18 protein-coding genes and 1 pseudogene are annotated in these 22904 nt (G+C 71.4%); 8 read left to right on the plus strand and 11 right to left on the minus strand.

Going from position 1 to position 22904, the window contains the following annotated elements; translation table 11 throughout:
- Positions 1 to 135 precede the first annotated feature (135 nt).
- Together ACPXB1_RS28435 and ACPXB1_RS28440 are read left to right on the plus strand one after the other, a co-directional pair.
- Positions 136 to 450, plus strand: a complete 315-nt coding sequence (locus ACPXB1_RS28435) for an acyl carrier protein (protein ID WP_355597478.1) — start codon at positions 136 to 138, stop codon at positions 448 to 450.
- On the plus strand, positions 447 to 1592 hold the full coding sequence (locus ACPXB1_RS28440; protein WP_425736029.1) for an alpha/beta fold hydrolase: 1146 nt from the start codon (positions 447 to 449) through the stop codon (positions 1590 to 1592). Before ACPXB1_RS28435 ends, ACPXB1_RS28440 begins: the two co-directional genes overlap by 4 nt.
- 47 nt (positions 1593 to 1639) lie before the next feature.
- Here the strand turns inward: ACPXB1_RS28440 and ACPXB1_RS28445 are convergent, their stop codons facing one another.
- The gene (locus ACPXB1_RS28445; RefSeq protein ID WP_355597474.1) at positions 1640 to 2854 is read right to left on the minus strand and encodes a cytochrome P450; all 1215 of its coding nucleotides are present in this window, start codon (positions 2852 to 2854) and stop codon (positions 1640 to 1642) included.
- Between the two features lie 89 nt (positions 2855 to 2943).
- Here ACPXB1_RS28445 and ACPXB1_RS28450 point away from each other — a divergent pair, with 89 nt between their 5' ends.
- Positions 2944 to 4179: a cytochrome P450 gene (locus ACPXB1_RS28450; RefSeq protein WP_355597472.1), complete on the plus strand. Its 1236-nt coding sequence runs from the start codon at positions 2944 to 2946 to the stop codon at positions 4177 to 4179.
- A gap of 31 nt (positions 4180 to 4210) precedes the next feature.
- On the opposite strand, the gene ACPXB1_RS28455 is transcribed toward ACPXB1_RS28450, so the two are convergent.
- A complete protein-coding gene (locus tag ACPXB1_RS28455) occupies positions 4211 to 5836 on the minus strand; it encodes a hypothetical protein (RefSeq protein ID WP_425736030.1) in 1626 nt (541 codons plus the stop codon).
- Between the two features lie 54 nt (positions 5837 to 5890).
- A complete protein-coding gene (lipA, locus tag ACPXB1_RS28460) occupies positions 5891 to 6883 on the minus strand; it encodes a lipoyl synthase (RefSeq protein WP_355597470.1) in 993 nt (330 codons plus the stop codon).
- Positions 6884 to 7323: 440 nt separating this feature from the next.
- Between lipA and aspS the strand changes: the two genes are divergently transcribed.
- A complete protein-coding gene (aspS, locus tag ACPXB1_RS28465; protein ID WP_355597468.1) occupies positions 7324 to 8610 on the plus strand; it encodes an aspartate--tRNA(Asn) ligase in 1287 nt (428 codons plus the stop codon).
- A gap of 38 nt (positions 8611 to 8648) precedes the next feature.
- On the opposite strand, the gene lipB is transcribed toward aspS, so the two are convergent.
- Together lipB and ACPXB1_RS28475 are read right to left on the minus strand one after the other, a co-directional pair.
- Complete coding sequence (gene lipB / locus ACPXB1_RS28470) at positions 8649 to 9290, minus strand: lipoyl(octanoyl) transferase LipB (RefSeq protein WP_355597466.1); 642 nt, start codon at positions 9288 to 9290, stop codon at positions 8649 to 8651.
- 47 nt (positions 9291 to 9337) lie between these two features.
- Positions 9338 to 11176, minus strand: coding sequence for a DUF2079 domain-containing protein (locus tag ACPXB1_RS28475; RefSeq protein ID WP_355597464.1), 1839 nt, complete (start codon positions 11174 to 11176; stop codon positions 9338 to 9340).
- A gap of 235 nt (positions 11177 to 11411) precedes the next feature.
- Between ACPXB1_RS28475 and ACPXB1_RS28480 the strand changes: the two genes are divergently transcribed.
- On the plus strand, positions 11412 to 12671 hold the full coding sequence (locus tag ACPXB1_RS28480) for an extracellular catalytic domain type 1 short-chain-length polyhydroxyalkanoate depolymerase (RefSeq protein WP_355628048.1): 1260 nt from the start codon (positions 11412 to 11414) through the stop codon (positions 12669 to 12671).
- Between the two features lie 150 nt (positions 12672 to 12821).
- Here the strand turns inward: ACPXB1_RS28480 and ACPXB1_RS28485 are convergent, their stop codons facing one another.
- Positions 12822 to 13721, minus strand: coding sequence for a TIGR01777 family oxidoreductase (locus tag ACPXB1_RS28485; protein ID WP_425736031.1), 900 nt, complete (start codon positions 13719 to 13721; stop codon positions 12822 to 12824).
- 147 nt (positions 13722 to 13868) lie between these two features.
- Complete coding sequence (locus ACPXB1_RS28490) at positions 13869 to 14867, minus strand: aldo/keto reductase (protein ID WP_355597458.1); 999 nt, start codon at positions 14865 to 14867, stop codon at positions 13869 to 13871.
- A gap of 55 nt (positions 14868 to 14922) precedes the next feature.
- Here ACPXB1_RS28490 and ACPXB1_RS28495 point away from each other — a divergent pair.
- Positions 14923 to 15270, plus strand: a pseudogene (locus ACPXB1_RS28495) (MerR family transcriptional regulator); the annotation flags it as partial.
- Between the two features lie 137 nt (positions 15271 to 15407).
- Here ACPXB1_RS28495 and ACPXB1_RS28500 read toward each other — a convergent pair.
- Together ACPXB1_RS28500 and ACPXB1_RS28505 are read right to left on the minus strand one after the other, a co-directional pair.
- The gene (locus ACPXB1_RS28500; protein ID WP_355597456.1) at positions 15408 to 16331 is read right to left on the minus strand and encodes an LLM class flavin-dependent oxidoreductase; all 924 of its coding nucleotides are present in this window, start codon (positions 16329 to 16331) and stop codon (positions 15408 to 15410) included.
- A 64-nt stretch (positions 16332 to 16395) separates the two neighbouring features.
- Positions 16396 to 17730, minus strand: a complete 1335-nt coding sequence (locus ACPXB1_RS28505) for a low temperature requirement protein A (protein WP_355597454.1) — start codon at positions 17728 to 17730, stop codon at positions 16396 to 16398.
- 226 nt (positions 17731 to 17956) lie between these two features.
- Here ACPXB1_RS28505 and ACPXB1_RS28510 point away from each other — a divergent pair, with 226 nt between their 5' ends.
- Positions 17957 to 18892 (plus strand): SDR family NAD(P)-dependent oxidoreductase, encoded by a 936-nt coding sequence (locus ACPXB1_RS28510; RefSeq protein ID WP_425736032.1) that lies wholly within the window; start codon positions 17957 to 17959, stop codon positions 18890 to 18892.
- Between the two features lie 108 nt (positions 18893 to 19000).
- Here ACPXB1_RS28510 and sucB read toward each other — a convergent pair whose 3' ends face one another.
- The gene (gene sucB, locus ACPXB1_RS28515) at positions 19001 to 20836 is read right to left on the minus strand and encodes a 2-oxoglutarate dehydrogenase, E2 component, dihydrolipoamide succinyltransferase (RefSeq protein WP_355597450.1); all 1836 of its coding nucleotides are present in this window, start codon (positions 20834 to 20836) and stop codon (positions 19001 to 19003) included.
- A gap of 66 nt (positions 20837 to 20902) precedes the next feature.
- Complete coding sequence (gene lpdA / locus ACPXB1_RS28520; RefSeq protein ID WP_355597448.1) at positions 20903 to 22333, minus strand: dihydrolipoyl dehydrogenase; 1431 nt, start codon at positions 22331 to 22333, stop codon at positions 20903 to 20905.
- Between the two features lie 139 nt (positions 22334 to 22472).
- Between lpdA and ACPXB1_RS28525 the strand changes: the two genes are divergently transcribed.
- On the plus strand, positions 22473 to 22805 hold the full coding sequence (locus ACPXB1_RS28525) for a hypothetical protein (protein WP_053657917.1): 333 nt from the start codon (positions 22473 to 22475) through the stop codon (positions 22803 to 22805).
- Positions 22806 to 22904 lie beyond the last annotated feature (99 nt).

Here is a 22904-nt window from a genome sequence, read left to right on the forward strand (position 1 = left end):
CCCAGCGACGCGGGTCAGCCCGAGTGCCCAGTGCCTGCCGCACGTGTCCTTCAGGCTAGGTACGGCCGGGCAGCCCGGTGCAGTCACCGGAACGGGCGACTGACCCCTGCGCGGACGACCGGATTTCGTTACGGGGTGAACCGGACCGAGGTCGGACACGCCGGAGGTGTTGCCATCAGCGACCTGCGCCTGGACGGCACCGACGAGGAGCGGGTCGACCGGATCCTCGCCATCGCGCGTAACGTGCTGTCCACTCCCGACGTCGCTCCCGACGACGAGCTCGCCGATCACGGGGGCACGTCCCTGTCGATCATCCGGATCGTCGCCGAGGCAAGTCGCGCGCTCGGCCTCGACATCGATCCCCGGGACCTGGGCGGGACGGTCACTGTCCGCAACCTCGCCCGCGTCGCGCGCGCGTCGGCGCAGCAACCGCCGGTCGACAAGCCATGACCGGAAGCCCCACCCCCGCGCTGGCCACTCTGGTCGAGGCCGTACGCCAGCTCGAAGCGCTGACCGGACAGGTGGGCCCGTTCGCGCTCCCCGACGACACCTGCGACAGCGCGCCGGATCTGGTCGCCGCCGTGTGCCGTGCGCTGGACGTGCCCCTCACCTTCGACGCGCCGTCGAGCGCCCGGGACCGCGACTTCGCGGCCGTCGCCCTGGCTGCGGAAATCCAGCGGGCGCAGCGCGCTCCCGAACTGGCCGGCCTGCCGCCCGAGGACGGCGCCGCGCAGGCGCGGTGCCTCTACGCGGACGAGGAGGCGGGATACCGGGTACGGACCGTGAGCCGCCCGGACGGGACCGTGATCACGGTTGTCGAGTCCGGCCCACGCGACGCCCCGGGCGTGCTGATCTCTCCGCCCTGTTCCCTGAGCTACCGGATCGCGCTGCCGTGGCTGCGGGCACTCAGCTCCTCGTACCGCTGCGTGATCATGCAGACGCGCGGCACCACCGAGCCGATAGTGGACGGGAAGGACTTCGACAGACGGGGGTACGACCTGAGTCATCAGGTGCAGGACCTGGTGGCCGTGGTCGAAGAGCTGGCCCTCGGTCCGGCGCATGTCATGGGGCTCTGCGCCGGAGCCTCGGTGGCGCTGGCCGCGACTGCGCAGCGCCCCGACCTTGTCAGTTCCCTGAGCCTCTGGCACGCCGACCTGGAGATGGGCGGCGACGCGGAGAAGACCGACCACCAGGTGAACCTGCGGGCCCTGATGGACCTGGGCGGCGAGTCCCGCGACACCGCGGCCTGGCTGCGCGGGAAGCTCACCAGCGGCCCGATGACAGGGGTGCCGCCGCGGATCGGGCCGCTGGTGGTCCGCCCGTACGCCACGCCCGAACTCTTCTACCGGTACGCCAAGCTCACCGCGGCGACGATGCACTGGGATTCCCGACCGACAGCCGCCGGCGTACACCAGCCCTGTCTCGTCATCACAAGCGAGGACGACGACACGGCGCACCCGGCCGGATCCCTGCGGCTGGCCGAGATCGTGCCCGGAGCCCGGCTGGTGGTGGCCGAACACGGCACCCACCTGGACGCCTTCCGCGCGACAGCCGAGCAGGTGGGCAGCCTCAGGTCGTTCCTGACGGCCTGACCGGGCGGCCCGCGCTCAGGGTCGGCGGGACCGCCCGTCCCGCAGGGTCAGCGGGACCGCCCGGGACGGAGGGTGACAGTGCACGGCAACGACGCGAACCCGCGCTGGTGCGGGGAGTGGATCCATCGCGCCCTGTCCATGTCGAGTTCGTAGTCCGACACGAGCGCCGCCAGTTCCTCAAGCGCCACGGTGATTTCCAGCTGTGCGAGCGGGGCGCCCAGGCAGAAGTGCGGCCCGTGCCCGAAGCTGATCATCTTGCTCGTGTCGCGGTCCAGGTCGAACCGGTCCGGCTCGGAGAACGCCCGCGGATCACGGTTTCCCGACGCGGGAAGCAGCACGACCCGCGCGCCCGCGGGGAGCCGCGTGCCGTGGATCGTGGACTCCTGCGTGAGCGTGCGCGCCGTCATCTGGCTGGCGGAGTCGTACCGCAGCGACTCGTTGCACCAGTCGGCGGCGCGACCGCCCAGGCCCGCCGATCGGACCTCGGGCAGACGCCAGCCGTGGTACCACGCGATCCCGATCTGTTTGCCCGTCGACTCGTTCGTGGCGCTGACGAGGAGGAAGAGGAAGGCGACGAGTTCGGAGTCGGTGAGCGGCCGGCCGTCGACCCGTGCCTCGATCATCGCGGAGGTGAGGTCGTCGCGTGGGCTCCGGCGCCGGTCGCCGACCAGCTCGACGTAGTACTCCGCGAGGCGGAACCCGGCGGCCACGGTGGCGCTCGACCTCGTGTCGACACCGTCCTCACAGTGGTTCAACAGGTCGTTGTCGGCGCGGATCATGTCGCGGTCGTCGTCGGGTATCCCGACGATCTCGCACATCACGTCGTTGGGCAGAGCGGCGGCGAACTCGGTGAAGTCGAACCTCTCCACGTCCAGCAACGGTTCGAGCCGGGCCCGAGCCAACTCGCGCACCCGGGCCTGCATCCCGGCGACCCACCGTGGCTTGAACACGCTCCCGACGAGCCGGCGCATCCGCCCGTGGTCGGGCGGATCCATCGCGAGGAAGAAGCTGGTCTTTGTCGCGTCCGTGCCCCACAGGTCCGGCTCGAGGGAGATGCCGTGGCGGTTGGAATACAGCGCCGGGCTGCGCAACGCGGCGAGCACGTCGTCGTAGCGGGACAGTGCCCAGAAGTTCCGTTCCTCGTTGCGGTAGACGGGCGCGTTCTCCCGCATCCAGGCATAGGCCGGGTACGGGTCCGCGTGCAGGCGGTAGGAGAACGGGTCGTAACTCGGGTCTGCCGCCGTGCTCGTCAGGTACCCCACGGGTGGACCGTACGCAGAGGTGCGCGGCACCTCCTGTCACGCGATCCAGGGGCAGCCGCCCGGAAGGCCGGTGCGGTTAGGTTCTGGGCATGACCGCGTCGGCCTCCGTGCTCGGTGCCGGTACGCCACCGGCCTACGACCCGTTCGACTACCGGATGCACGAGGACCCGTATCCCACGTACGCCTGGATGCGGGCCAACGCGCCGCTGTACCGCAACGAGCGCCGCGACTTCTGGGCGCTGTCGCGCTACGAGGACGTGGAGTTGGCGCTGAGCCGGTCCGCCCTGTTCTCCATCCGCAACGGCATCTCCCTCGAGCCGGAGCTGTGGGATCCGCAGGCGGCGAACCGGATCCTGTTCCACGCCATGGACCCACCCGAGCACGGTGCCTACCGCCGGCTGGCGTCCAGCGCCTTCACCCCACGTCACGTGGCCAGACTGGAACCACGCATCCGCGAGCTGGCCCGCGCCCGGCTGGAGCCGCTGCGCGACCAGCGCACCTTCGACTTCGCGTCGGACTACGCCGCCGCGTTGCCCAACGACGTGGTCTGCGAGATGCTCGGCGTGCCGCCCGAGGACTGGGACCAACTGCGGGCCGACACCGACGAGCTCAACCAGCGGGTGGACGGGTCGGACGAACGCGGTGAGAACTCGGTCCGGGCGGCGCTGCGGCTGGCCCAGTACTTCGTGGGGCTGATCACCGACCTGCGCCGTCAGCCGCGCGACAATCTGACCTCCCAGGTCATCCAGTCGGAGGTCGGCGGGGCGAAGCTCACCGATGCGGAGGTCGTCGCGTTCCTCTTCCTCGTCGTCAGCGCCGGCAACGAGTCGACGGGTAAGACGATCGGCAACGCGTGGCTCCATGGTGCGTTGCACCCGGACGTCGCGCAGGCCGGCCTCAACGGTCGCGCCGAGGACTGGGCCAGCGAAACCCTCCGGTACGACTCCGGCAACCAGATGACGGTCCGGTCCCTCACCGAGGACCGGGTGATCCACGGCACCCGACTGGAAGCCGGCTCCCGGATCGCGGTCCTGCTCGGGTCGGCCAACCGGGACGAGCGGGTGTTCCCCGACCCCGACAGGTTCGACCTCGACCGCGACACGTCGAAGATGATCAGCTACGGTCGCGGGCCGCACCACTGCCTGGGCGCTCCGCTGGCAAAGATCGAGATGACGATCGCCCTGGAGGAGGCCGGTGCGGTCTTCTCCGACTACGAGATCGACTTCGCGAACGCCCGGCGGGTGCACTCCCCGAACCAGCGCGGCTTCGCATCGCTGCCGTGCTCGGTGACCCATCGCCGGCAGTCGGTCAGAGCGGACCGCTAGGGAGTCCCAAGAGGACGACTGGGCCGGGTCCTCAGGCGCGGGGCAGGTAGATCCGCCAGCCGTCGACGGTTACCAGTTCCAGGCTGCCCGGGGCCGCGCGGAGCAGCTCGTCGAGCCGGGCCGCCAGCGGCGATCCGGTCGGCGCCACCCATGCCGCCGTCGCCGCGCGCTCGACCTCCCGGCGGTACGCGGGATAGCGGTCGAAGCCGGGGCGCAGCATGTCGTCGACGACGGCGCAGACGACGTCCTCCGCGCTGGCGAAGGTGAGCCTGTTACAGGTCCAATAGCCGGCTCGGACGTGTCGTACGCCGAGCTGACGCAGCGTGCTCACCAGCTCGGCGTGCCGGGCCTCGGTCGCCCGGTTCAGCGGGGCGGTCTGCGTGGCCCGCCAGGTGACGTGGACGGCGGTGCCCAGCGTGGCGACGAGCACCGCCACAGCGACCGGCCGGACCAGCGTCGACCCGACGCCGCCCCGGTTCGCGGCCGACGGACGCGAGCCGCGCCGAGCCGCCGTCCACAGTGGCCACAGCAGCGCCGGCAGGGAGATGAGCAGGCAGGACAGGTAGCGGGAACTCTCCACCGGGGTCAGCCCGGCGGCACTGCTCACCGTGTACGCGCCGAGCGTCGCCACAGCGGCCAGCACGAGCGCCAGCCGCATCGCGGCAGCGGCCCGGGGCGTCGGGTCGGCCGGTCGGCGCAGCGCCCGCCAGGCCGTGGCGGCGGCGACAGCCAGCAGCACCGGCAGCGCGAGCGCCCACCACAACTGCCAGGTGGCGCACGAACCGGGAGCGCAGAAGCCCATGCCCAGCGGAGGGCCGAGCACAAGGCCCCCGTGCAGCCGGTCGGCCCAGTCGGCGGAGGAATTCGCGCCACTGGCGGCGAGCACGGCGCGCAGGGGATTTCGTCCGTTCACCAGGCTGTGCAGCAGCAACGGGGCCGCCCCCAGCACGGCGGCGGATCCGAGCAGCGCGCCGGCCCGCCCGCGCAGCTCCCGATGGCAGAACCCGACGAGCACCGCACCGGTCGCCGCGACGTACGGCAGCACGAGTGGGTCGACCCAGAGCATCAGGCCGGCCAGGAATCCCCACAGCGCCCAGCGGGCGAGGCGTCGCCCCGGCCGACCGGCGGCCAGGTCCACGGCGAGCAGTGCCAGCGCGACTCCTGCCGCGTTCATCTCCGGATAGCCGCCGCCGGCGATCAGCTGGTTCTTGACGATCCGGTCGGAGCCCAGAGCCAGCAGCGCCACCACCAGCAGCCCGAACCAGCGGTCCCCGGTCAGCCGCAGTGTCAGGCGCCACGCCAGCAGCAGGAACAGCGCGTACAGCGCCACTGTGGGCAGCCGCAGGCCGAGCACTGACGGCCCACCGGCCAGCGCGAAGATCGGCGCGGCGAGGTACGCCTCCAGCGTGCCCATGTACTGCTGGCCGTAGAACCAGACCGGGAAACCCTCGCCCCGGGCGATGTGCAACGCGGCCAACCCCATCGTGGCCTCGTCGCTGTTCGTGGCCGGTGTGGAGTGGGCCAGCAGCCAGAGCCGGTAGCCGATCCCGGCGAGCACTGCCGAGGCGGTGAGCCAACCGACCAGGCCGGGGCGCGCACTCGACCCTGGGCGCGGTCGACCCGCGCCACGCGGCTGCTGGCGTACCCCGGCGGTCACCGCACGATCATGACATCCGGGTGCCGGACGGCGGTGCGGCGCGCTGCCGGCGGGTCAGCCGGCGGCGACCGGCGTGGCGGCGCGGGCGTCGAGGGCCTGCTTGTAGAGCCGGCCGGCCCGGTACGACGAGCGCACAAGCGGCCCGCTCATCACCCCGGCGAAGCCGATCTCCTCGGCCTCCTCGCGCAGCTCCACGAACTCCTCCGGCTTGACCCAGCGGGTCACCGGGTGGTGGCGGGGGGTGGGGCGCAGGTACTGCGTGATGGTGATCAGCTCGCAGCCCGCCTCGTGCAGGTCACGCAGCGCCTGGGAGATCTCGGCCCGCTCCTCGCCCATGCCCAGGATGAGGTTGCTCTTGGTGACCAGGCCGTCGGCGCGGGCCTGCCGGATCACGTCAAGCGAACGGTCGTAGCGGAACGCCGGCCGGATCCGCTTGAAGATGCGCGGCACGGTCTCCACGTTGTGCGCCAGCACCTCCGGGCGGGAACCGAAGACCTCGGCGAGCTGCTCGGGGACGGCGTTGAAGTCCGGGATAAGCAGCTCGACGCCGCAGCCGGGCTGGAGGGCGTGGATCTGCCGGACGGTCTCGGCGTACAGCCAGGCGCCGCCGTCAGGCAGGTCGTCGCGGGCGACGCCGGTGATCGTGGCGTAGCGCAGCCCCATCGAGACCACCGACTCGGCGACGCGACGCGGCTCGTCGGCGTCGAACTCGGCGGGCTTTCCGGTGTCGATCTGGCAGAAGTCGCAGCGCCGGGTGCACTGGTCGCCACCGATGAGGAACGTGGCCTCACGGTCTTCCCAGCACTCGTAGATGTTGGGGCAGCCGGCCTCCTGGCAGACGGTGTGCAGCCCTTCGCGCGAGACGAGCCCGCGCAGCTGGGTGTACTCCGGCCCCATCTTGGCCTTGACCTTGATCCATGGCGGTTTGCGCTCGATCGGCGTCTCGGCGTTGCGCGCCTCGATCCGCAGCAGGCGACGCCCCTCGGGGGCCGCCGTTGCGGTGCGCGCTGCCTGGCCGGTCGTCGGCGCGGAGTGCTCGATCGTCACGAAAACGAGCCTACGCCCGACGGCAGCCGTCTATGTACGCCAGGCGACCGGCGTCACGCCGCAGATGTTGTGACGCCCGACACCGCGCTGCCAAAAAATGCCGTCACATTCGCTGGGATCGGGTGTTACGGTCCCAGCCAACAGCGACGACGGAGCCGAGTAGCGCGCCGAACCGCCAGTGCAGAGAGCCGCCGGTGCTGAGAGGCGGTCTGGCGCCGGTGCGCGAAGACCCTCCCGAGCTGCGGGCAGAACGGCGGCGCACGCCTAGTAGAGCCCGCCCGGCTGGCCCCGGTCACCAGGCGACGAACGAGGCTCCCGCCGCGGCGGGAGCGAAGGTGTGGTGGCACCGCGAGGTTCCCGCTCGCCCACACCTCCCTGGGGCTGACGCGACACCGTCGCCCCGGCGGCGGCGTCGCGATCGACCGAGGAGCAGACCCGCCATGCAACGAACCCTGTCCCACCACCTGCCCGCCCACGTCGGCGCGACAGTACGGATCGCCGGTTGGGTGCACCGCCGCCGAACGCTCAAGTCGGTGGTCTTCCTTATCGTGCGGGACGCCGCCGGCCTGGCCCAGGTGGTCGTCACCGACCCGGCCGTCCGCGCCGAGCTGGAGAAACTCACCGAGGAGACGGTCGTCGAGGTCACCGCGACGGTGACCTCTAACGCCGCAGCGCCCGCCGGGGTCGAGCTGACCGACCCGACGGTACGTCCTCTCGGCCCGCCCGCAGTGCCGCCACCGTTCGACCTGTACCGGCCGACGCTGACCGCGAGCCTGCCCACCCAGCTCGACAACGCACCCACAGCGCTGCGGCACCCGAGGCGGTCGGCGGCGCTGCGGATCTCGGCGGCAGCGGTGGCCGGGTTCCGGGCCGCACTCGACGCCCACGACTTCGTGGAGATCCACACGCCGAAGGTGGTCAGCTCGTCGACCGAGAGCGGGGCGAACGTGTTCGCGCTCGACTGGTTCGGCCGGCCCGCGTACCTGGCGCAGTCACCGCAGTTCTACAAGCAGCTGATGGTCGGCGTCTTCGAACGCGTCTACGAGGTGGGGCCGGTGTTCCGCGCCGAGCCGCACGACACGGTCCGGCACCTGGCGCAGTACACCTCGCTGGACGCCGAGTTGGGCTTCGTCGCCGACCACCGGGACGTCATGCGGGTCTTGCGCGACACGCTGGCCGGGATGTTGGGCACTGTCGGTGAGCGGGCCGCGGGCGCTCTGGAGACGCTCGGCGTCGAGCCGCCCACGGTGCCGGCAGAGATCCCGGCCGTGCACTTCACCGACGCGCTGCGGATCGCCGGCGCACCCGCCGACGAGCTGGACCTCGCGCCCGCCCACGAACGGGCACTGGGGGAGTGGGCCCGCCGCGAACACGCCTCGGACTTCCTCTTCGTCACCGGCTACCCGATGGCGAAGCGGCCGTTCTACACCCACCCCGACCCGGCGCGGCCCGCGTACTCGAACGGGTTTGACCTGCTCTTTCGTGGTGTGGAGCTGGTCACCGGCGGGCAGCGGCTGCACCGGCACGCCGACTACCTGGCGGCGTTGGCCGCGCGGGGTGAGCCGGTCGAGCCGGTCGCCGGATATCTGGACGCGTTCCGGCACGGCATGCCGCCGCACGGCGGGTTCGCCATCGGCCTGGAACGGTTCGTGGCCCGCCTGGTCGGAGCGGCAAACGTCCGGGAGGTCACCGCGTTCCCGCGCGACCTGCACCGCCTGACACCGTGAGCGTCACGGCCCTCGGCGTCGCCGCCGGGGGCCGCCGCTCAGACCTCGACGAGGGTGGCGAGCCGGCGCTCGACCACCGGGAGCACGTCGGCGACGGTGATCGGGCGGCCCAGTTCGGCGGTGAGCGAGGTGACGCCCGCGTCCCGGATGCCGCAGGGCACGATCCGGTCGAAGTACGTCAGGTCACAGTCGCAGTTGATCGAGAACCCGTGCAGGGTGACACCCCGGGCAACCCGGATGCCGATGGCTGCCACCTTGCGGGCGGGCCCCCTGTCGTCCTCGGGCACCCAGACGCCGCTGCGCCCCTCGACCCGGCCGGCGTCCAGCCCGAACTCGGCGCACACGTCGATGAGCAGTTGCTCGGTACGGCGTACGTAGGCGACAACGTCGACGGGATCGGGCAACCGCAGGATCGGGTAGCCGACGAGCTGCCCCGGCCCGTGCCACGTGATCTTGCCGCCGCGATCGACGTCGACGACGGGAGTGCCGTCCATCGGACGGTCCCACGGCTCGGTGCGCTTTCCGGCTGTGTAGACGCTCGGGTGCTCAAGCAGCAGCACTGTGTCGCCGCGCTCGCCAGCCACCACCGACTCGTGCAGGCGACGCTGCTCGTCCCAGGCGGCCTGGTAGTCCAGCAGGCCGGCGCGGACGGCCGTCAGGCCGGAGGTCGTCGTTGTCACGCCTCCAGCGTAGTCCCGTGGTCGGCGATGATCGCCGGTGAGCCGACTCACCCCGTGCGGTCAGCGGGCGGGATGCGCCAGACCCAGACGTCGTCTACCCGTTCCGGTTCGCCGAACAGTTCGGTGGCGGTACGCCGCACCGCCTCCTCGTCGACCTCGAACTTCGCGCCGTGCACCTGGTCGGGCAGGATCACCGCCTCGATCTGCCAGTGCCGCAGGTCGGCCGCCACGTCCCGCCTCGTGCCGTCGGTGATGATCGGCACCAGTCCGGTGCGGCCCGCCTGGTCCATCAACGCGCTCAGGGGTCGGGGCACCGGGCCGATCCGGCCCCGTCCGTCCGGGCCGCCCGGGCCGAGGAAGAACCCGCCCGGGATGGAGAACTCGCCCTGCCGGTGCGACAGCGCGTACGCCTGCCAGCGCTGCCCGTCCGGATAGATGTCAACGGCCAGCGGCACCGGGGTCAGCACCCCGCCCGGGGAGACGTACTCCTTCCAGGTGCCGGAGGTGATGAACTGCGGGATCGGCTCCCGCTCACGGGTCAGCAGCGGCGTGGGCACCAGCGGCAGGAGGGCCACCACGAAGCCGACCGTCCAGGCCAGCTCCGCCGAGCGGTGCCGGGGCGGCGCGGCGCGCAGCTGGTCGAGGGTGTACGCCAGCAGCACCCCGATCACCGGCGCGACCACCAGGGCGAGGCGGGCGGGCAGCGCGGCGTTCACCACCGGCAGTTGGCCGAGCAGGTCGAACGGCATCGGCAGCTCGGTACGCCGTCCGTCGATCTTCGCGACCGGCCCGAACGAGAGCACCGTGAAGATGACCGCGAGGATGCCCAGCGCCCAGAGGGTGGCCCGCCGGCCGCTGTCGGCCCGCCGCCACAACGCCACGAAGCAGACCACTGTGAGCACAAGCAGGGGTACGCCGAAGAAGGAGTTCTCCTCTGTCGGGTTCGGTGCCAGTGAGGTGCCAAGCCCGACCTCGCCGGCCAGCGACCGGCGGGGGAAGGCGGCGAACGCGGCGATGTCCTCGGAATGGATCACCGGGTCGAAGCCGGTCCCGTGGAAGCGTTGCGGCCCGGCGAAGTGCAACCACAGGGGGTACGCCAGCAGGGCCCCGGCGACCACTGCGGTCACCCCGAGCCCGCGCAGGAAATTGGGAAGCACGGCACGCGCCTCGGCCCGGTGGGCCGGGTGCAGCGCCCAGACGGCGACGAACACCCCGAGCGCCAGCGCGGTGAAGAAGAGCCCTTCGGCGGCGATCGAGAAGGCCACCGCCACCAGAACGCCGAGGATCACCCCGTCGCGGAGCCAGTGCCCCGGCCGGCGCAGGGCGAACAGCCGCCAGATCAGCAGCGGCACCAGCCAGCCGGCGGTCCAGTTCAGGTGAGCGTTGGCGTGCGACACCATGCCGGGGGAGTAGGCGATGAACAGGGCGCCGACAGCGGCTGCCAGCCGGCTGCGCACGAGGTGCCGGGAGAACAGCCAGTACCAGGCCAGCGCGGTGGCCAGCAGGTTCAGGGTGAGGATCACCAGGAACGTGGCAGGTGGCCCGATCAGGTACGTGAGCGGGGCGAACACCACCGCGTACACGGTGATCGAGGTGTTGACAGCGAGGTTCACGCCGTCCGGCACGTTGATCAGGTTCGTGAAGAGCGGGTTGTCCCCGTGGGTGAACGCGTGCCCGCCGAAGGCCAGCAGCCACTCGAAGAGCGCCTGGTCGCTGGAGTTGACTGTGATGGCGCGTCCGTTCGGGTCCCGCCACAGGCCACTCGTCACCCAGACGGCTAGCAGGAGCGCCACCAGCACGACGATCAGGTCCGCCCGGCGGTCCCGGACGGCATGCGGCGGTGACGCGGGGGCGGGCCCGGTGGCCAGCGACGGGGAGGACGGCACGCAGCGGACGTTACCAACCGGACCTGGACGGGCCGGTCATACATGCAAGGAGGGGACCCCTGTTATCGCCTGAGGTAGAGGAGGGGGCCCTTCCTAACACGTCGACGGTGCGGGGTACACAGCGGCCGTCGTGAATGTGTGCGCGGGCCCCATGTCATCGCGGTGACACATCGTCGTAACGTTCCCGCAATTCGACGGTGACCCAGTTCACAGTCCGCCCTTCCAGGAGGCCGCCGTGCGCCGCTCCTCGTCCACCCTCACCCGGCTGATCGGCGCGGTCGCCGGGGTCGTCCTCGCCGCCGCGGGCGCGGTCGCCATCGCCGCACCCGCCCAGGCGGCCACCCTCACCCAGGTCGCCAGCTTCGGCTCCAACCCCGGCAACCTCAGCATGTACGCCTACCGGCCGGACAACCTGCCGGCCAACGCCCCGGCAGTGGTGCTGCTGCACGGATGCGTCCAGAACGCCTCCGGCTACTTCGCCAACTCCGGCTGGCAGAAGTACGCCGACCAGTGGAAGTTCGCACTGATCGTGGCGGAGCAGAAGTCCGGTAACAACGCCAACGCCTGCTTCAACTTCTTCGAGGCGGGGGACACCGCCCGGGGTCAGGGCGAGGCGCTGTCCATCAAGCAGATGGTCGACCACGCCAAGGCCAACTTCGGGGTGAACTCCTCCCGCGTCTACGTCAGCGGCCTCTCCGCCGGTGGGGCGATGAGCGCGGTCATGCTTGCCACCTACCCGGACGTCTTCGCCGCCGGGTCGATCATCGCGGGCATCCCGTACCGCTGCGCCACAAGCATGGTCAACGCGTTCAGCTGCATGAACCCGGGCGCGGACAAGACCCCTGCCGCGTGGGGCGACCTGGTCCGTGGCGCGTACGCCGGCTACACCGGCCCGCGCCCACGGGTGGCCATCTGGCACGGCACCTCGGACACCACAGTCACCCCGCTCAACGGCACTGAGTCCCGGGACCAGTGGACGAACGTGCGAGGTGTCTCGCAGACCCCGACCAGCACCTCGTCGCTGCCCGCGAACACCAGCCTGGAGGTGTACGGCAACGACGACGTGCGGCTCTACCGCGTCTCCGGAATGGGCCACGGCACGCCTGTCGACCCGGGCTCCGGGGCCGACCAGTGTGGCACCGCCGCCGCCTACTTCCTGGACACCATCTGCTCGACGTACCGTGACGCGCTCTTCTTCGGCCTGAACGGCGGCGGAACCACCCCGACCCCCACCGCCACGCCCACGGCCAGCCCCACCCCGACCGCGAGCCCCACCCCGACCGCGAGCCCCACCCGGACCCCGACCCCGACCCCCACGGCGGCGCCGACCTGCGTGACGGCGAGCAACTACGCGCACGTGGTGGCCGGTCGGGCGTACCAGTCCGGCGGCTACGCCTACGCGAACGGCTCGAACCAACGGATGGGCCTCTACAACACCTTCTACACAAGCACTCTGAAGCAGACCGCCGCCAACTACTGGGTCATCGGCTGCTAACGCCCGCCCGGCCCCCGGCCGCTGCCCCCGGCTGCCGCCCCCGGTCGCTGCTCCCCGGCCGCCACCCCCGGTGATCATGAGGTTAGCGGGACGATGTGCCGATGAGGCCCCCGGCAATCTCATGATCGCCGGGGGAGGGCGGCGGCCCGGTTACTCCTTTAGGGCGGCGTGCAGGGCGCCGGGCAGGTCGGGGTGGCGGTACTGGTAGCCGGCGCGGGTCAGCACCCCGGGCAGGACGCGGGTGCTGGTGAGGGCCTCGTGGGAGAAGCCGCCGAGCGCCACCTTGAGGGCCAGCGCGGGGATCGGGATGATCGCCGGCCGGTGCAGTTGGCGGGCCAGCTCCCGGGTGAACTCGGCGTTTGTCACCGGGTTCGGTCCCACCACGTTGACGGGTCCGGCGATCTCGTCGTGGGTCAGCAGGAAGACTGTCGCGTCCAGCCAGTCGACCATGGAGATCCACGGTAGCCACTGCCGGCCGCTGCCCAGCCGACCGGCGATGCCCAGTCGGAACGGCAGCAGCTGTGGCTTGAGCAGCCCACCGTCGCGGTGCAGTGGCAGGCCGGTCCGCAGCCGCACCACGCGTACCCCGGCGTCCTCGGCCGGCCGGGTCGCGGCCTCCCACACCCGGCAGACGTCGGCGAGGAAGCCCTCGCCGGCCGGCGCGTCCTCCTCGACCACCCGGTCGCCGGTGTTGCCGTACCAGCCGACGGCCGACGAGTTGAGCAGCGCCCGGGGACGGTCGGTGGCGGGTAGCCCGGCGATCGTTGTCGCCAACGTGCCACTGGTGTCCACCCGGCTCGTGCGGATGAGCCGCCGGTAGTCGTCGTTCCAGCGCTTGTCGCCGACGCCGGCGCCGCCGAGGTTGACCACCGCGTCGACCTCGGCGACAACGGCCGGGTCGAGCTGCCCGGCGGCCGGATCCCACCGCCGTTCCTGCGAATCGCGTGCCTGCCGGCGCACCAGCCGGGTGACCTGATGCCCGTCGGCCGTGAGCCGGTCGGCCAACCGGGTGCCGAGGAAGCCGGACGCGCCGGCCAGAAGGATCCCCATGCCCCCATCCTTACCCAGAACGCCGCCGGTGGACGCGCCCCGCCCCCACCCCGCGCCGATCTTGCACTTCGTGTCGCCGTTCTGCCGGGCAAAGTCCGTTCTGCCCAGGCAGAAACTGCAAGATCAACGAGGGGTGGGTGGGTCGCGTCAGGTCGCGGGGGTTGGGCGTAGGTCGGCCAGGAGGTCTTCCACCTCGGCATACGCCTCGGGGCTCAGCGGGCCTTGCTCCAGAACGGTCAGGTTCTCCTCGGCCTGGGCCACAGTGCGTAGGCCGGGGATCGGCACGGTACGCGGGCTGCGCGCCAGCAGCCAGCCCAACGCGCCCTGCGCCAGGGTGCGCCCGTCCGCGGTGAGCGCCTCCCGGACCTGCTCCACCCGTGCCGCCCAGCGGGGCGTCGGTCGGCCGTCGGTGAACCACTGCAACCACTCGGGTGCCCTACCGCGTACGTCGTCCGCGCCGAGGGCCCGGGTCGAGCCCGTGAGCAGCCCCATCGCGAGCGGCCCCCGGTTGAGGCTCGCCAGGTCGTAGGTGTCGCAGACCGCCAGCACCGCCGCGTTGTCGCTCAGCACCGACTCGTCGTGCTGGATGGCGACGCAGTGCGGTCCGGCAGCCGCGAACGCCTCCGCCGAGGCCGGGTTGTCGGTGCTCCAGCCGTACCCCCGGATCTTGCCCTGGTCGACCAGGCCCTCCAGGGTGGCGACCAGGTCGAGCGCGGCGGGCACCGTCAGGTCGTTGATGTGCAGTTGGTAGAGGTCCACGTGGTCGGTGCCGAGCCGGCGCAGCGAGTCCTCCAGGCTGCGCACGGCGAACGCCGGACTGGCGTCGGTGCCGAGCGCCCGCCGGGTGCCCTCGTCGCTGACGTTGCCGAACTTGGTGGCGATCACCGCGTCGTCGCGGCGGCCCGCCAGGGCCCGACCGAGGATCCGCTCGCTGTGCCCGGCGCCGTAGTTGCTTGCCGTGTCGAACAGCGTCACCCCCAGGTCCAGCGCGCGGTGGATGGTGCGGATCGACTCGTCGTCGTCCACCTCGCCCCACCCGAACGGCTGCCCGTCGTCACCCCAGAGCGGGCCGCCGATCGCCCAGCAGCCCATCCCGATCGCGCTCACCTCGATGCCGCTGCGTCCCAGCGTCCGTGTCGTCGTCATGCGGACCAGCCTCCAACCTGGAGCGCACTCCAGGTCAAGGGCTAACATCTCGGCCATGACCGGTTACGCGCCCGCGGAGGCCGCCCGGCGCAGCGGCTTCAGCCTGGACACCCTGCGGTACTACGAGAAGATCGGCCTGCTCGCCGACGTGGGTCGTACGGCGGGCGGGCGGCGGGTCTTCACCGACGACGATCTGAGCTGGCTGGTGCTGTTCCGCTGCCTGCGCGACACCGGGATGCCGATCGCCCAGATGTGCCGCTACGCGTCCCTGGCCCGCGAGGGCGAGCACACCACCGACGAGCGACGTGAGCTGCTGCAACAGCACGCCACGCAGGTCCAGGAGCAGATGCTCTTGCTCCAACGCCAGTACGACCACCTGCGAGAGAAGATCCGCTTCTACGAAGGGCTGCCCGGCGCGGCGGCGCGCGACGGGGAAGCGGCGCACCACGACGAGGCGCACCACGACGAGGCGCACCACGACGAGGCGCACCACGACGAGGCGCACCACGACGAGGCGCACCACGATCCGGCGCGTGACGATCAGGCGATTGCCGCCAGCCGGGGCAGCAGCGAGGCCAGCGGGTCGAGCGTGTCGGCGCGTACCACGTAGCGGGTGACGCCCCAGCGCCGCCGGTGCGCCGCCACCGCGGCGACGATCTCGTCCGGGCTGCCGATCAGCACGAACGGCGTGGCCAGCAGCTCGTCGACGGTCAGGTCGGTCTCCTCGGCGATCTGCTCCGCGGCGGCCTGAGCACCGTCGCCCACTGCCACCTTCTGCACCAGCGCCTCCAACGCCGGCGGGTCGTTCCGCCCGGCCGCTCCGGCCGCGACCGCCGCCAGTTGCGCGTCGAGCTGCGCGGCACGCCAGCGCACCTTGTGGTTGTGGCCGTCGGCGAGGGTACGGCCGAAGCCGGTAAGCCCCACCACGTCGGCGTGCGCGCCGGCCCAGCGCAGCAACTCCGTGTTCGCCGTGCCGACGGTCAGCGGGATCCGGGACCCCACCGGGTGTGGCCGGTCCAGCCGCGCGGCACGCATCACGAGGTCGGCGGACTCGACGGTGACCTCGTCGCCGGCCAGCAGCGCGCGTACGGCCTCGGTCACCGCGATGCAGCGGCGTACCCGGCCGGCGACGTCGGGGCGCTCGCGTCCGACCGCACGCCACTCGGCCGGGGTGTGGCCGGCGCCGATGCCGAGCCGGGCCCGCCCGCCGGAGACCAGGTCGAGGGTGGCCACGTCGGTGGCGAGCAGGGCCGGTTCGCGGACGCCGGCGTTGGAGACGTACGAGCCGAGCCCGAGGGTCGAGGTGACCGACGCGGCGGCGGCCAGTGCGACGAACGGCGCGGGCACCCCGCCCGGGTGGTCGCCGACGAGCAGCGCGTCGTAGCCGGCGGACTCGGCCCGGCGGGCGAGCTCGCACCAACTGGCGGCGTCGGACGGGCTCGCCTGGACCGAGAAGGTGATCACGCGGCTCAGCGTGCCTGCCACGGCACGGGTACGGCCAGCGATTCTGCCAAGGGGAGAAGGCTGGTCAGGGGGTGGGTTTCTCCGGCTCGTGCTTGTCGTGCCAGCGTGCCCGCCAGGCGGCCTCGCTGGCCTCGTGGGTGGTCCGTTCCTCGAAGACGACGGCCCGCAGCGCGTGCCGTGAGCTCGACAGCACAAGCACCTCGACGGCCACCAGGCCGACGCAGATCGCTGTGGCGAGGGCGAGCGCGCCCAGAGCCGGCAGGTGCTGGCCGAGCGGCAGGGCCACCGTCAGCGCCACGATCACGCCGATCCGGGTCCAGGTGACTGTGTGCAGGGTGCGCAACTGGAACAGCAGGTTGACGGCGAAGTAGCAGATCAGCCCGCCGAAGAGCATCGGCACGGCGGGCCCGTCGATCCGCTGCGCGGGCCCGCCGGCCGGGTCGGTGACCTGGTGCAGGATCTCCTCGCTGCCGATGGAGAAGAGGATGATCCCGGCGATCATCGGCAGGTAGAGGTACGCGTAGGCGTCCCGGGCCATCGCCACCCGTGGGCTGCCCTCGGCCGCGTGCAGGGCGATCCGGGCCGCCGGGCCGATGAAGTCGAAGTGCGCCCACCACAGGGCTGCGGTGAGCACGATGCCGAGCGTGGCCGCCGCCACCGCCGGCCAGGTGACCTCTTGGCCGAGCAGGTTGCCGCCGACGCCGACGGAGATCACCGACTCGCCCAGCGCGATGATCAGGATGAGGTCGTAGCGCTCGGTCCAGTGCTCGGCGCTTGTCACCCCCCAGCCCCACGTGCCGACGATGAAGCCGGTGGCGTACTGGACCAGCACCACGGCGATCCACAGCCCGTCCCGGACTATCGCGGCCGTGTCGGTGTCGGCGATCTGGAGCGGGATCAGCGCGGCGGCCAGCAGCAGCACGATGCTCGCCACCAGCTCCGGGGCGAAGCGGCGCAGCTGTCGGCGCTCCTGCGGGCTGTCCCGCACCACATGCTGGTACAGGACCATGTGTACGCCCCGGACCACGACGTAGCTGATGGCCACCAGCATGGGGCCGGCGGCACCTCCCCTCGGGTCGCTGAACGCCTGCGGCAGCCCCAGCGCGAACGAGAACAGCGCGGCCATGGCGATGACCATGAGCACCGGTACGTAGCCTTCGCCGAGCCGGACCCGGGTGGCCACGAGGCTGTGCACGACCCAGCACCACCAGAGCACGGCGAGCACCAGGCCGGCGTGCAGCAGTTGCCGGCCGGAGATGTTCGCGGCGGTGGCCCGGGTGATGATGAAGAACGAGAAGACGAATACCAGGTCGAAGAAGACCTCGAACCTGTCCACGCGGGCGCCGGGGGCGATCGGGACAGCGGGTCCCAGATGCCCACGCCGCCGGAAGCCGCCCACGGTCCCACTCTGGCAGCGTATGGCGCGGTCGGAGGCCGAACGGGCCAGCCTGCGCCTGGTGCCGCAGCTGTCCGGGGCAGCGGCGTCGCAGGCTCAGCGCGCGTGCCGACACCTGAGGCGGCGGCGTCGAGCGTTACCTCCGGCCCGGGGCGGGAAAACACCTCGACCGTGCCTCCAGCAGTCGTTCGCGGTCGCAACGACCGCCCCACCCGGACAAGGATGGACAATGACGACTAACAACCCGATCACCACTCCGTTCACCAACGAGTCCACGGCGATGGACGTGATCCAGGGCGTGGACCTCGGCGGACGGCGGGCGATCGTCACCGGCGGTTCGTCGGGCATCGGCGTGGAGACCGCCCGTGCCCTGGCCGGCGTCGGCGCCCAGGTCACCCTTGCCGTGCGCAACACCGACGCCGGGCAACGCGCCGCCGACGACATCACCGCCACCACAGGCAACGACCAGGTCCTGGTCGCCCCGCTCGACCTCGCCGACCAGGGGTCGATCGCCGACTTCGTGGCCAACTGGGACGGCCCGCTGCGCATCCTCGTCGACAACGCCGGCATCATGGCCGCGCCCCTGAGCCGGACCCCGCAGGGCTGGGAGATGCAGTTCGCCACCAACCACCTGGGCCACTTCGCGCTCGCCACCGGGCTGCGGAACTCCCTCGCCGCCGCCGACGGGGCCCGGATCGTCTCGGTCAGCTCCGCCGCCCACCTGCGCTCCCCGGTGGTCTTCGACGACATCCAGTTCGACAGTCGGGAGTACGAGCCGTGGCAGGCGTACGGGCAGTCGAAGACGGCCAACGTGCTCTTCGCTGTGGAGGCGAGCCGCCGCTGGGCCGACGACGGCATCCTTGCCAACTCGCTCATGCCCGGCGCGATCAAGACCAACCTGCAACGGTACGTCAGCGAGGAGGAACTGAGCCGGATGCGCGCGGGCAACGCGGCGGCCTGGAAGACAGCCGAACAGGGCGCCGCCACGTCGGTGCTTGTCGCGGCCTCGCCGTTGCTCGACGGGGTCGGTGGGCGCTACTTCGAGGACTGCCAGGAGGCGGGCCTGGCCCAGCCTGGTGAGCGGCGCGGCGTCGCCGAGTACGCGCTGGACCCGGAAGCCGCCGAACGGCTCTGGCAGGTCTCCACGGCCCTGTTGAAGGGCTGAGACCTGGACTGTCGCGCCCGAACGGCCTCGTGCGGCGGTCCTGACACCAGCCGAACGAAGAGGCGCCCCGGTCGACGACCGGGGCGCCTCTCGGCGTTGCTATGACGATCAGGCCAGACCCAGCTCCGACTCGAAGTTGCCGGCCTCCAGCCGCTCCTTGACCGCGGTCAGGAAGCGGGCCGCGTCGGCGCCGTCGATCAGGCGGTGGTCGTAGGACATGGCCAGGTAGACCATCGACCGGACCGCGATGACCTCGCCCAGATCCGGGTCGTTGACAACCACCGGACGCTTCACCACGGCACCCGTGCCCAGCATCGCCGACTGCGGCGACGGCACGATCGGGGTGTCGAAGAGCGCGCCCCGGCTGCCCGTGTTGGTGAGCGTGAAGGTCGCACCGGCGATCTCGTCCGGGCTGATCTTGTTGGTGCGGGTCCGCTCGGCCAGGTCGGCGACGCGCTTGGCGATGCCGCCCAGGTTGAGGTCACCCGCGTTGTGGATGACCGGCGTCAACAGGCCACGCTCGGTGTCCACGGCGATGCCGAGGTGCTCGGCCTCCGGGTAGGTGATCGTCCCGCCTTCGAGATCCATCCGGGCGTTGACGATCGGGTACGTCTGCAGCGCCTCGATCGCCGCCAGCGCGAAGAACGGCAGGAAGGACAGCTTCACGCCGTGCCGCTGCTGGAACGAGTCCTTCGCCTGGGCGCGCAGCTTCGCGACCCGGGTGACGTCCACCTCGACCACGGTGGTGAGCTGCGCCATCTCGTGCAGCGACTCGTGCAGCCGGGTGGCGATGGCCTTGCGGATGCGGGGCAGCTTCTCGGTGGTGCCCCGCTTGCCGCTGGGCTGCGGCTTCGCGGCCGGCTTGGCCGGTGCCGCCGACGACGCGGCGGCCGGCTGTGCGGCGGCAGGGGCGGCCTTGGCCTTCTCCGCAGCGTCGAGGACGTCCTGCTTGCGGATCCGGCCGCCAACGCCGGTGCCGCTGAGCGAGGACAGGTCGACGCCGTGCTCACTTGCCAGCTTGCGTACCAGCGGGGTGACGTAACCCGCGACCTCCTCGCCGTCGCCCTGTGCGGGGCGCTGCGGGGCGCTCGTCGGGGCGGACGGCTGCGCGGCCTGCTCGGTCTTCGCCGGCTGCGCCGAGGACTCCGTCTCCGCGGCCGGCTCGTTGTAGGACGTGCCCGGGGTCGGCTCGTCGACCTTCGGCTCCGGCTTCGGCTCGGCCTTCGGCGTGGGCTTGGCCTCCGCCTTCGGCTCGGGCTTCGACTCGGGCTCGGCCTGGGCGGGAGCACCACCAGCGGCGCCGATGACGGCCAGCTCCGCGCCGACGTCGGCGGTCTCGTCCTCGGCGACCTTGATCTCCAGCACGGTGCCGGCGACCGGGGACGGGATCTCCGTGTCCACCTTGTCCGTGGAGACCTCCAGCAGCGGCTCGTCCACCTCCACGGTGTCGCCGACCTGCTTGAGCCAGCGGGTGACCGTACCCTCGGTGACACTCTCGCCCAGGGCCGGCATCTTCACCGCGGTGCCCTCGCCCGACGGCGCGGCGGCCGGAGCCGGCGCCTCGTCCTGGGCCGGTGCCTCGTCCTGTGCCACCTGGTCGGCGGTGCCCTCGGCGGCGGCGGTCGGCTCGGCGGCCGGCTCCACTGCCTCGGCCGGAGCCTCCTGCTGCTCCTGCGGTGCGGCCTCGCCGCCACCCGTCGACTCGCCCTCACCGGCGATGACGGCCAGTTCGCTGCCGACCTCGGCGGTCTCGTCCTCACCGACCACGATCCGGCTCAGCACGCCCGCCGCGGGCGACGGGATCTCGGTGTCGACCTTGTCGGTCGAGACCTCGAGCAGGGGCTCGTCGACCTCGACGGTGTCGCCCTCCTGCTTGAGCCAGCGCGTGACGGTGCCCTCGGTGACGCTCTCGCCGAGCCGGGGCATGGTGACCGATACCGGCATGTTCTCCAGACTCCTTCATTCCCCTAGGGGATCTTCGCCCGTCGCCGGACGCCGCGGTTTGGGTGATCAGGCGTGCGCGTGCAGCGGCTTGCCGGCGAGGGCCAGGTGCGCCTCGCCCAGGGCCTCGTTCTGGGTCGGGTGGGCGTGCACGAGCTGGGCGACCTCCGCCGGGTACGCCTCCCAGTTGTAGATGAGCTGCGCCTCGCCGACCAGCTCACCCACCCGGGCGCCGACCATGTGTACGCCGACCACGGGGCCGTCCTCCACCCGGACCAGCTTCACGAAGCCGGTGGTCTTGAGGATCTGGCTCTTGCCGTTGCCGCCCAGGTTGTAGTTGTAGGCCTTGACCTTGTCGGCGCCGTACTGCTCCTTGGCCTTCGCCTCGGTCAGGCCCACCGACGCCAGCTCCGGGTCGGAGTAGGTGACCCGCGGGATGCCCACCTCGTCGATGACCGCCGGGTTCTGCCCGGCGATCTCCTCGGCGACGAAGATGCCCTGCTGGAAGCCGCGGTGCGCGAGCTGAAGGCCCGGCACGATGTCGCCGACCGCGTAGACGTTCGGCACGCTCGTGCGCAGCCGCTCGTCGGTGAGCACGTAGCCGCGGTCCATCTTGACGCCCTGCTCCTCGTACCCGAGGTTGGCGGTGTTCGGGCCGCGACCGACGGCGACCAGCAGCAGCTCGGCCTCCACGGTCTCGCCGCCGGAAATGGTCAGCTTGACGCCGTTCTCGGTCTTCTCGACCTTCTCGAACGGCTTGCCGACCTTGAAGTTGATCTTCCGCTTGCGGAACGCCCGCTCCAGCGCCTTCGACGACTCCTCGTCCTCGGCGGCGACCAGCCGGGGCAGCGCCTCGACGATCGTCACGTCCACGCCGAAGGACTTCCACACGCTCGCGAACTCGACGCCGATCACGCCGCCACCCAGCACGATCACCGACGACGGCACCCGGTCCAGCGTGAGCGCGTGGTCACTGGTGATGATCCGCTCGCCGTCGACCTCCAGGCCGGGCAGGCTCTTGGCGTACGAGCCGGAGGCCAGCACGATGTTGCGGCCGGTGTAGCGCTTGCCGTCGACCTCGACGACGTTCTTGCCGACCAGCTTGCCGGCGCCAGCGACGAAGGTGATGTCCTTCGAGCCGCCCACCAGGCCCTGCAAGCCCTTGTAGAGCCGGGAGATCACGCCGTCCTTGTAGGCGTTGACCGCTGCCATGTCGATGCCGACCAGTTCGGCCTTCACACCGAACTGCTCCGACTCGCGGGTCTGGTCGGCGATCTCGGCCGCGTGCAGCAGCGCCTTGGTCGGGATGCAACCGTTGTGCAGGCAGGTGCCGCCGAGCTTGCCCTTCTCGACCAGCGCGACCTTAAGGCCCAGCTGGACGGCGCGCAGGGCGGTGGCGTAACCGCCGCTGCCACCTCCGAGGATGACGATGTCGAAGGTTGCGTCGTTCGGCTCGCTCACGTCCAACTCCCAGGTCGCGTCGCTGCTTCGGGGGGTCACAGAGGGGTAACACGGACACCCCACCTCGGTCATCTTGTCACCATGCGGCACAGGGCGCGTAGTGAGGTGCCCAACGACACGTCATCGACACGTACCCTTGGCACCGTTGTCGACGACGGAGCATTGGGGGAGATGTTCGGTGGGGTTGTTCCGACGTCGCAAGAAGCCACGTGTGTCGAGCCTCGACCGCGCGGCCGACAGTGGCGACCTGGCCCATCTCGAAGCCTTCATCCGCAGCCGGCGCGGCGTCGAAGCGTTCATCGAACCTCGGACGACGGTCACCGAGACCACGGTCATCCTGATCGCCGACGACGGGGAGTGGACCCGCCGTCGCATCGACGGCCCGGACGGCGCGCGGCGCTTCGCGTACCGGATGGGGATTCCGGTGTACGACGTGCGGCTGATGGGCTACCCGCAGAGGATGCGCGACTTCAACGAACGCCGCAAGCGCCGTCCCGACCAGCAGATGTAAGGAAGGGCCCCTTCTTAACGCCAGGCGCTTGGGTTCTAGGGATCGTTGCAACGCCTGACCTGATCAGGGGTTGCAGTGTTCGAGATCCGTGGGGATCGC

The sequence above is a fragment of the Micromonospora sp. DT68 genome (assembly GCF_049847245.1).
Lineage (GTDB): Bacteria > Actinomycetota > Actinomycetes > Mycobacteriales > Micromonosporaceae > Micromonospora > Micromonospora profundi.

Bases quoted from the DNA above. Each gene is read 5' to 3' on its own strand.
- ACPXB1_RS28440 (WP_425736029.1), top strand. From the start codon at position 447: ATGACCGGAAGCCCCACCCCCGCGCTGGCCACTCTGGTCGAGGCCGTA.
- ACPXB1_RS28450 (WP_355597472.1), top strand. From the start codon at position 2,944: ATGACCGCGTCGGCCTCCGTGCTCGGTGCCGGTACGCCACCGGCCTAC.
- aspS (WP_355597468.1), top strand. From the start codon at position 7,324: ATGCAACGAACCCTGTCCCACCACCTGCCCGCCCACGTCGGCGCGACA.
- ACPXB1_RS28485 (WP_425736031.1), bottom strand. From the start codon at position 13,721: ATGGGGATCCTTCTGGCCGGCGCGTCCGGCTTCCTCGGCACCCGGTTG.
- ACPXB1_RS28490 (WP_355597458.1), bottom strand. From the start codon at position 14,867: ATGACGACGACACGGACGCTGGGACGCAGCGGCATCGAGGTGAGCGCG.
- ACPXB1_RS28510 (WP_425736032.1), top strand. From the start codon at position 17,957: ATGACGACTAACAACCCGATCACCACTCCGTTCACCAACGAGTCCACG.
- sucB (WP_355597450.1), bottom strand. From the start codon at position 20,836: ATGCCGGTATCGGTCACCATGCCCCGGCTCGGCGAGAGCGTCACCGAG.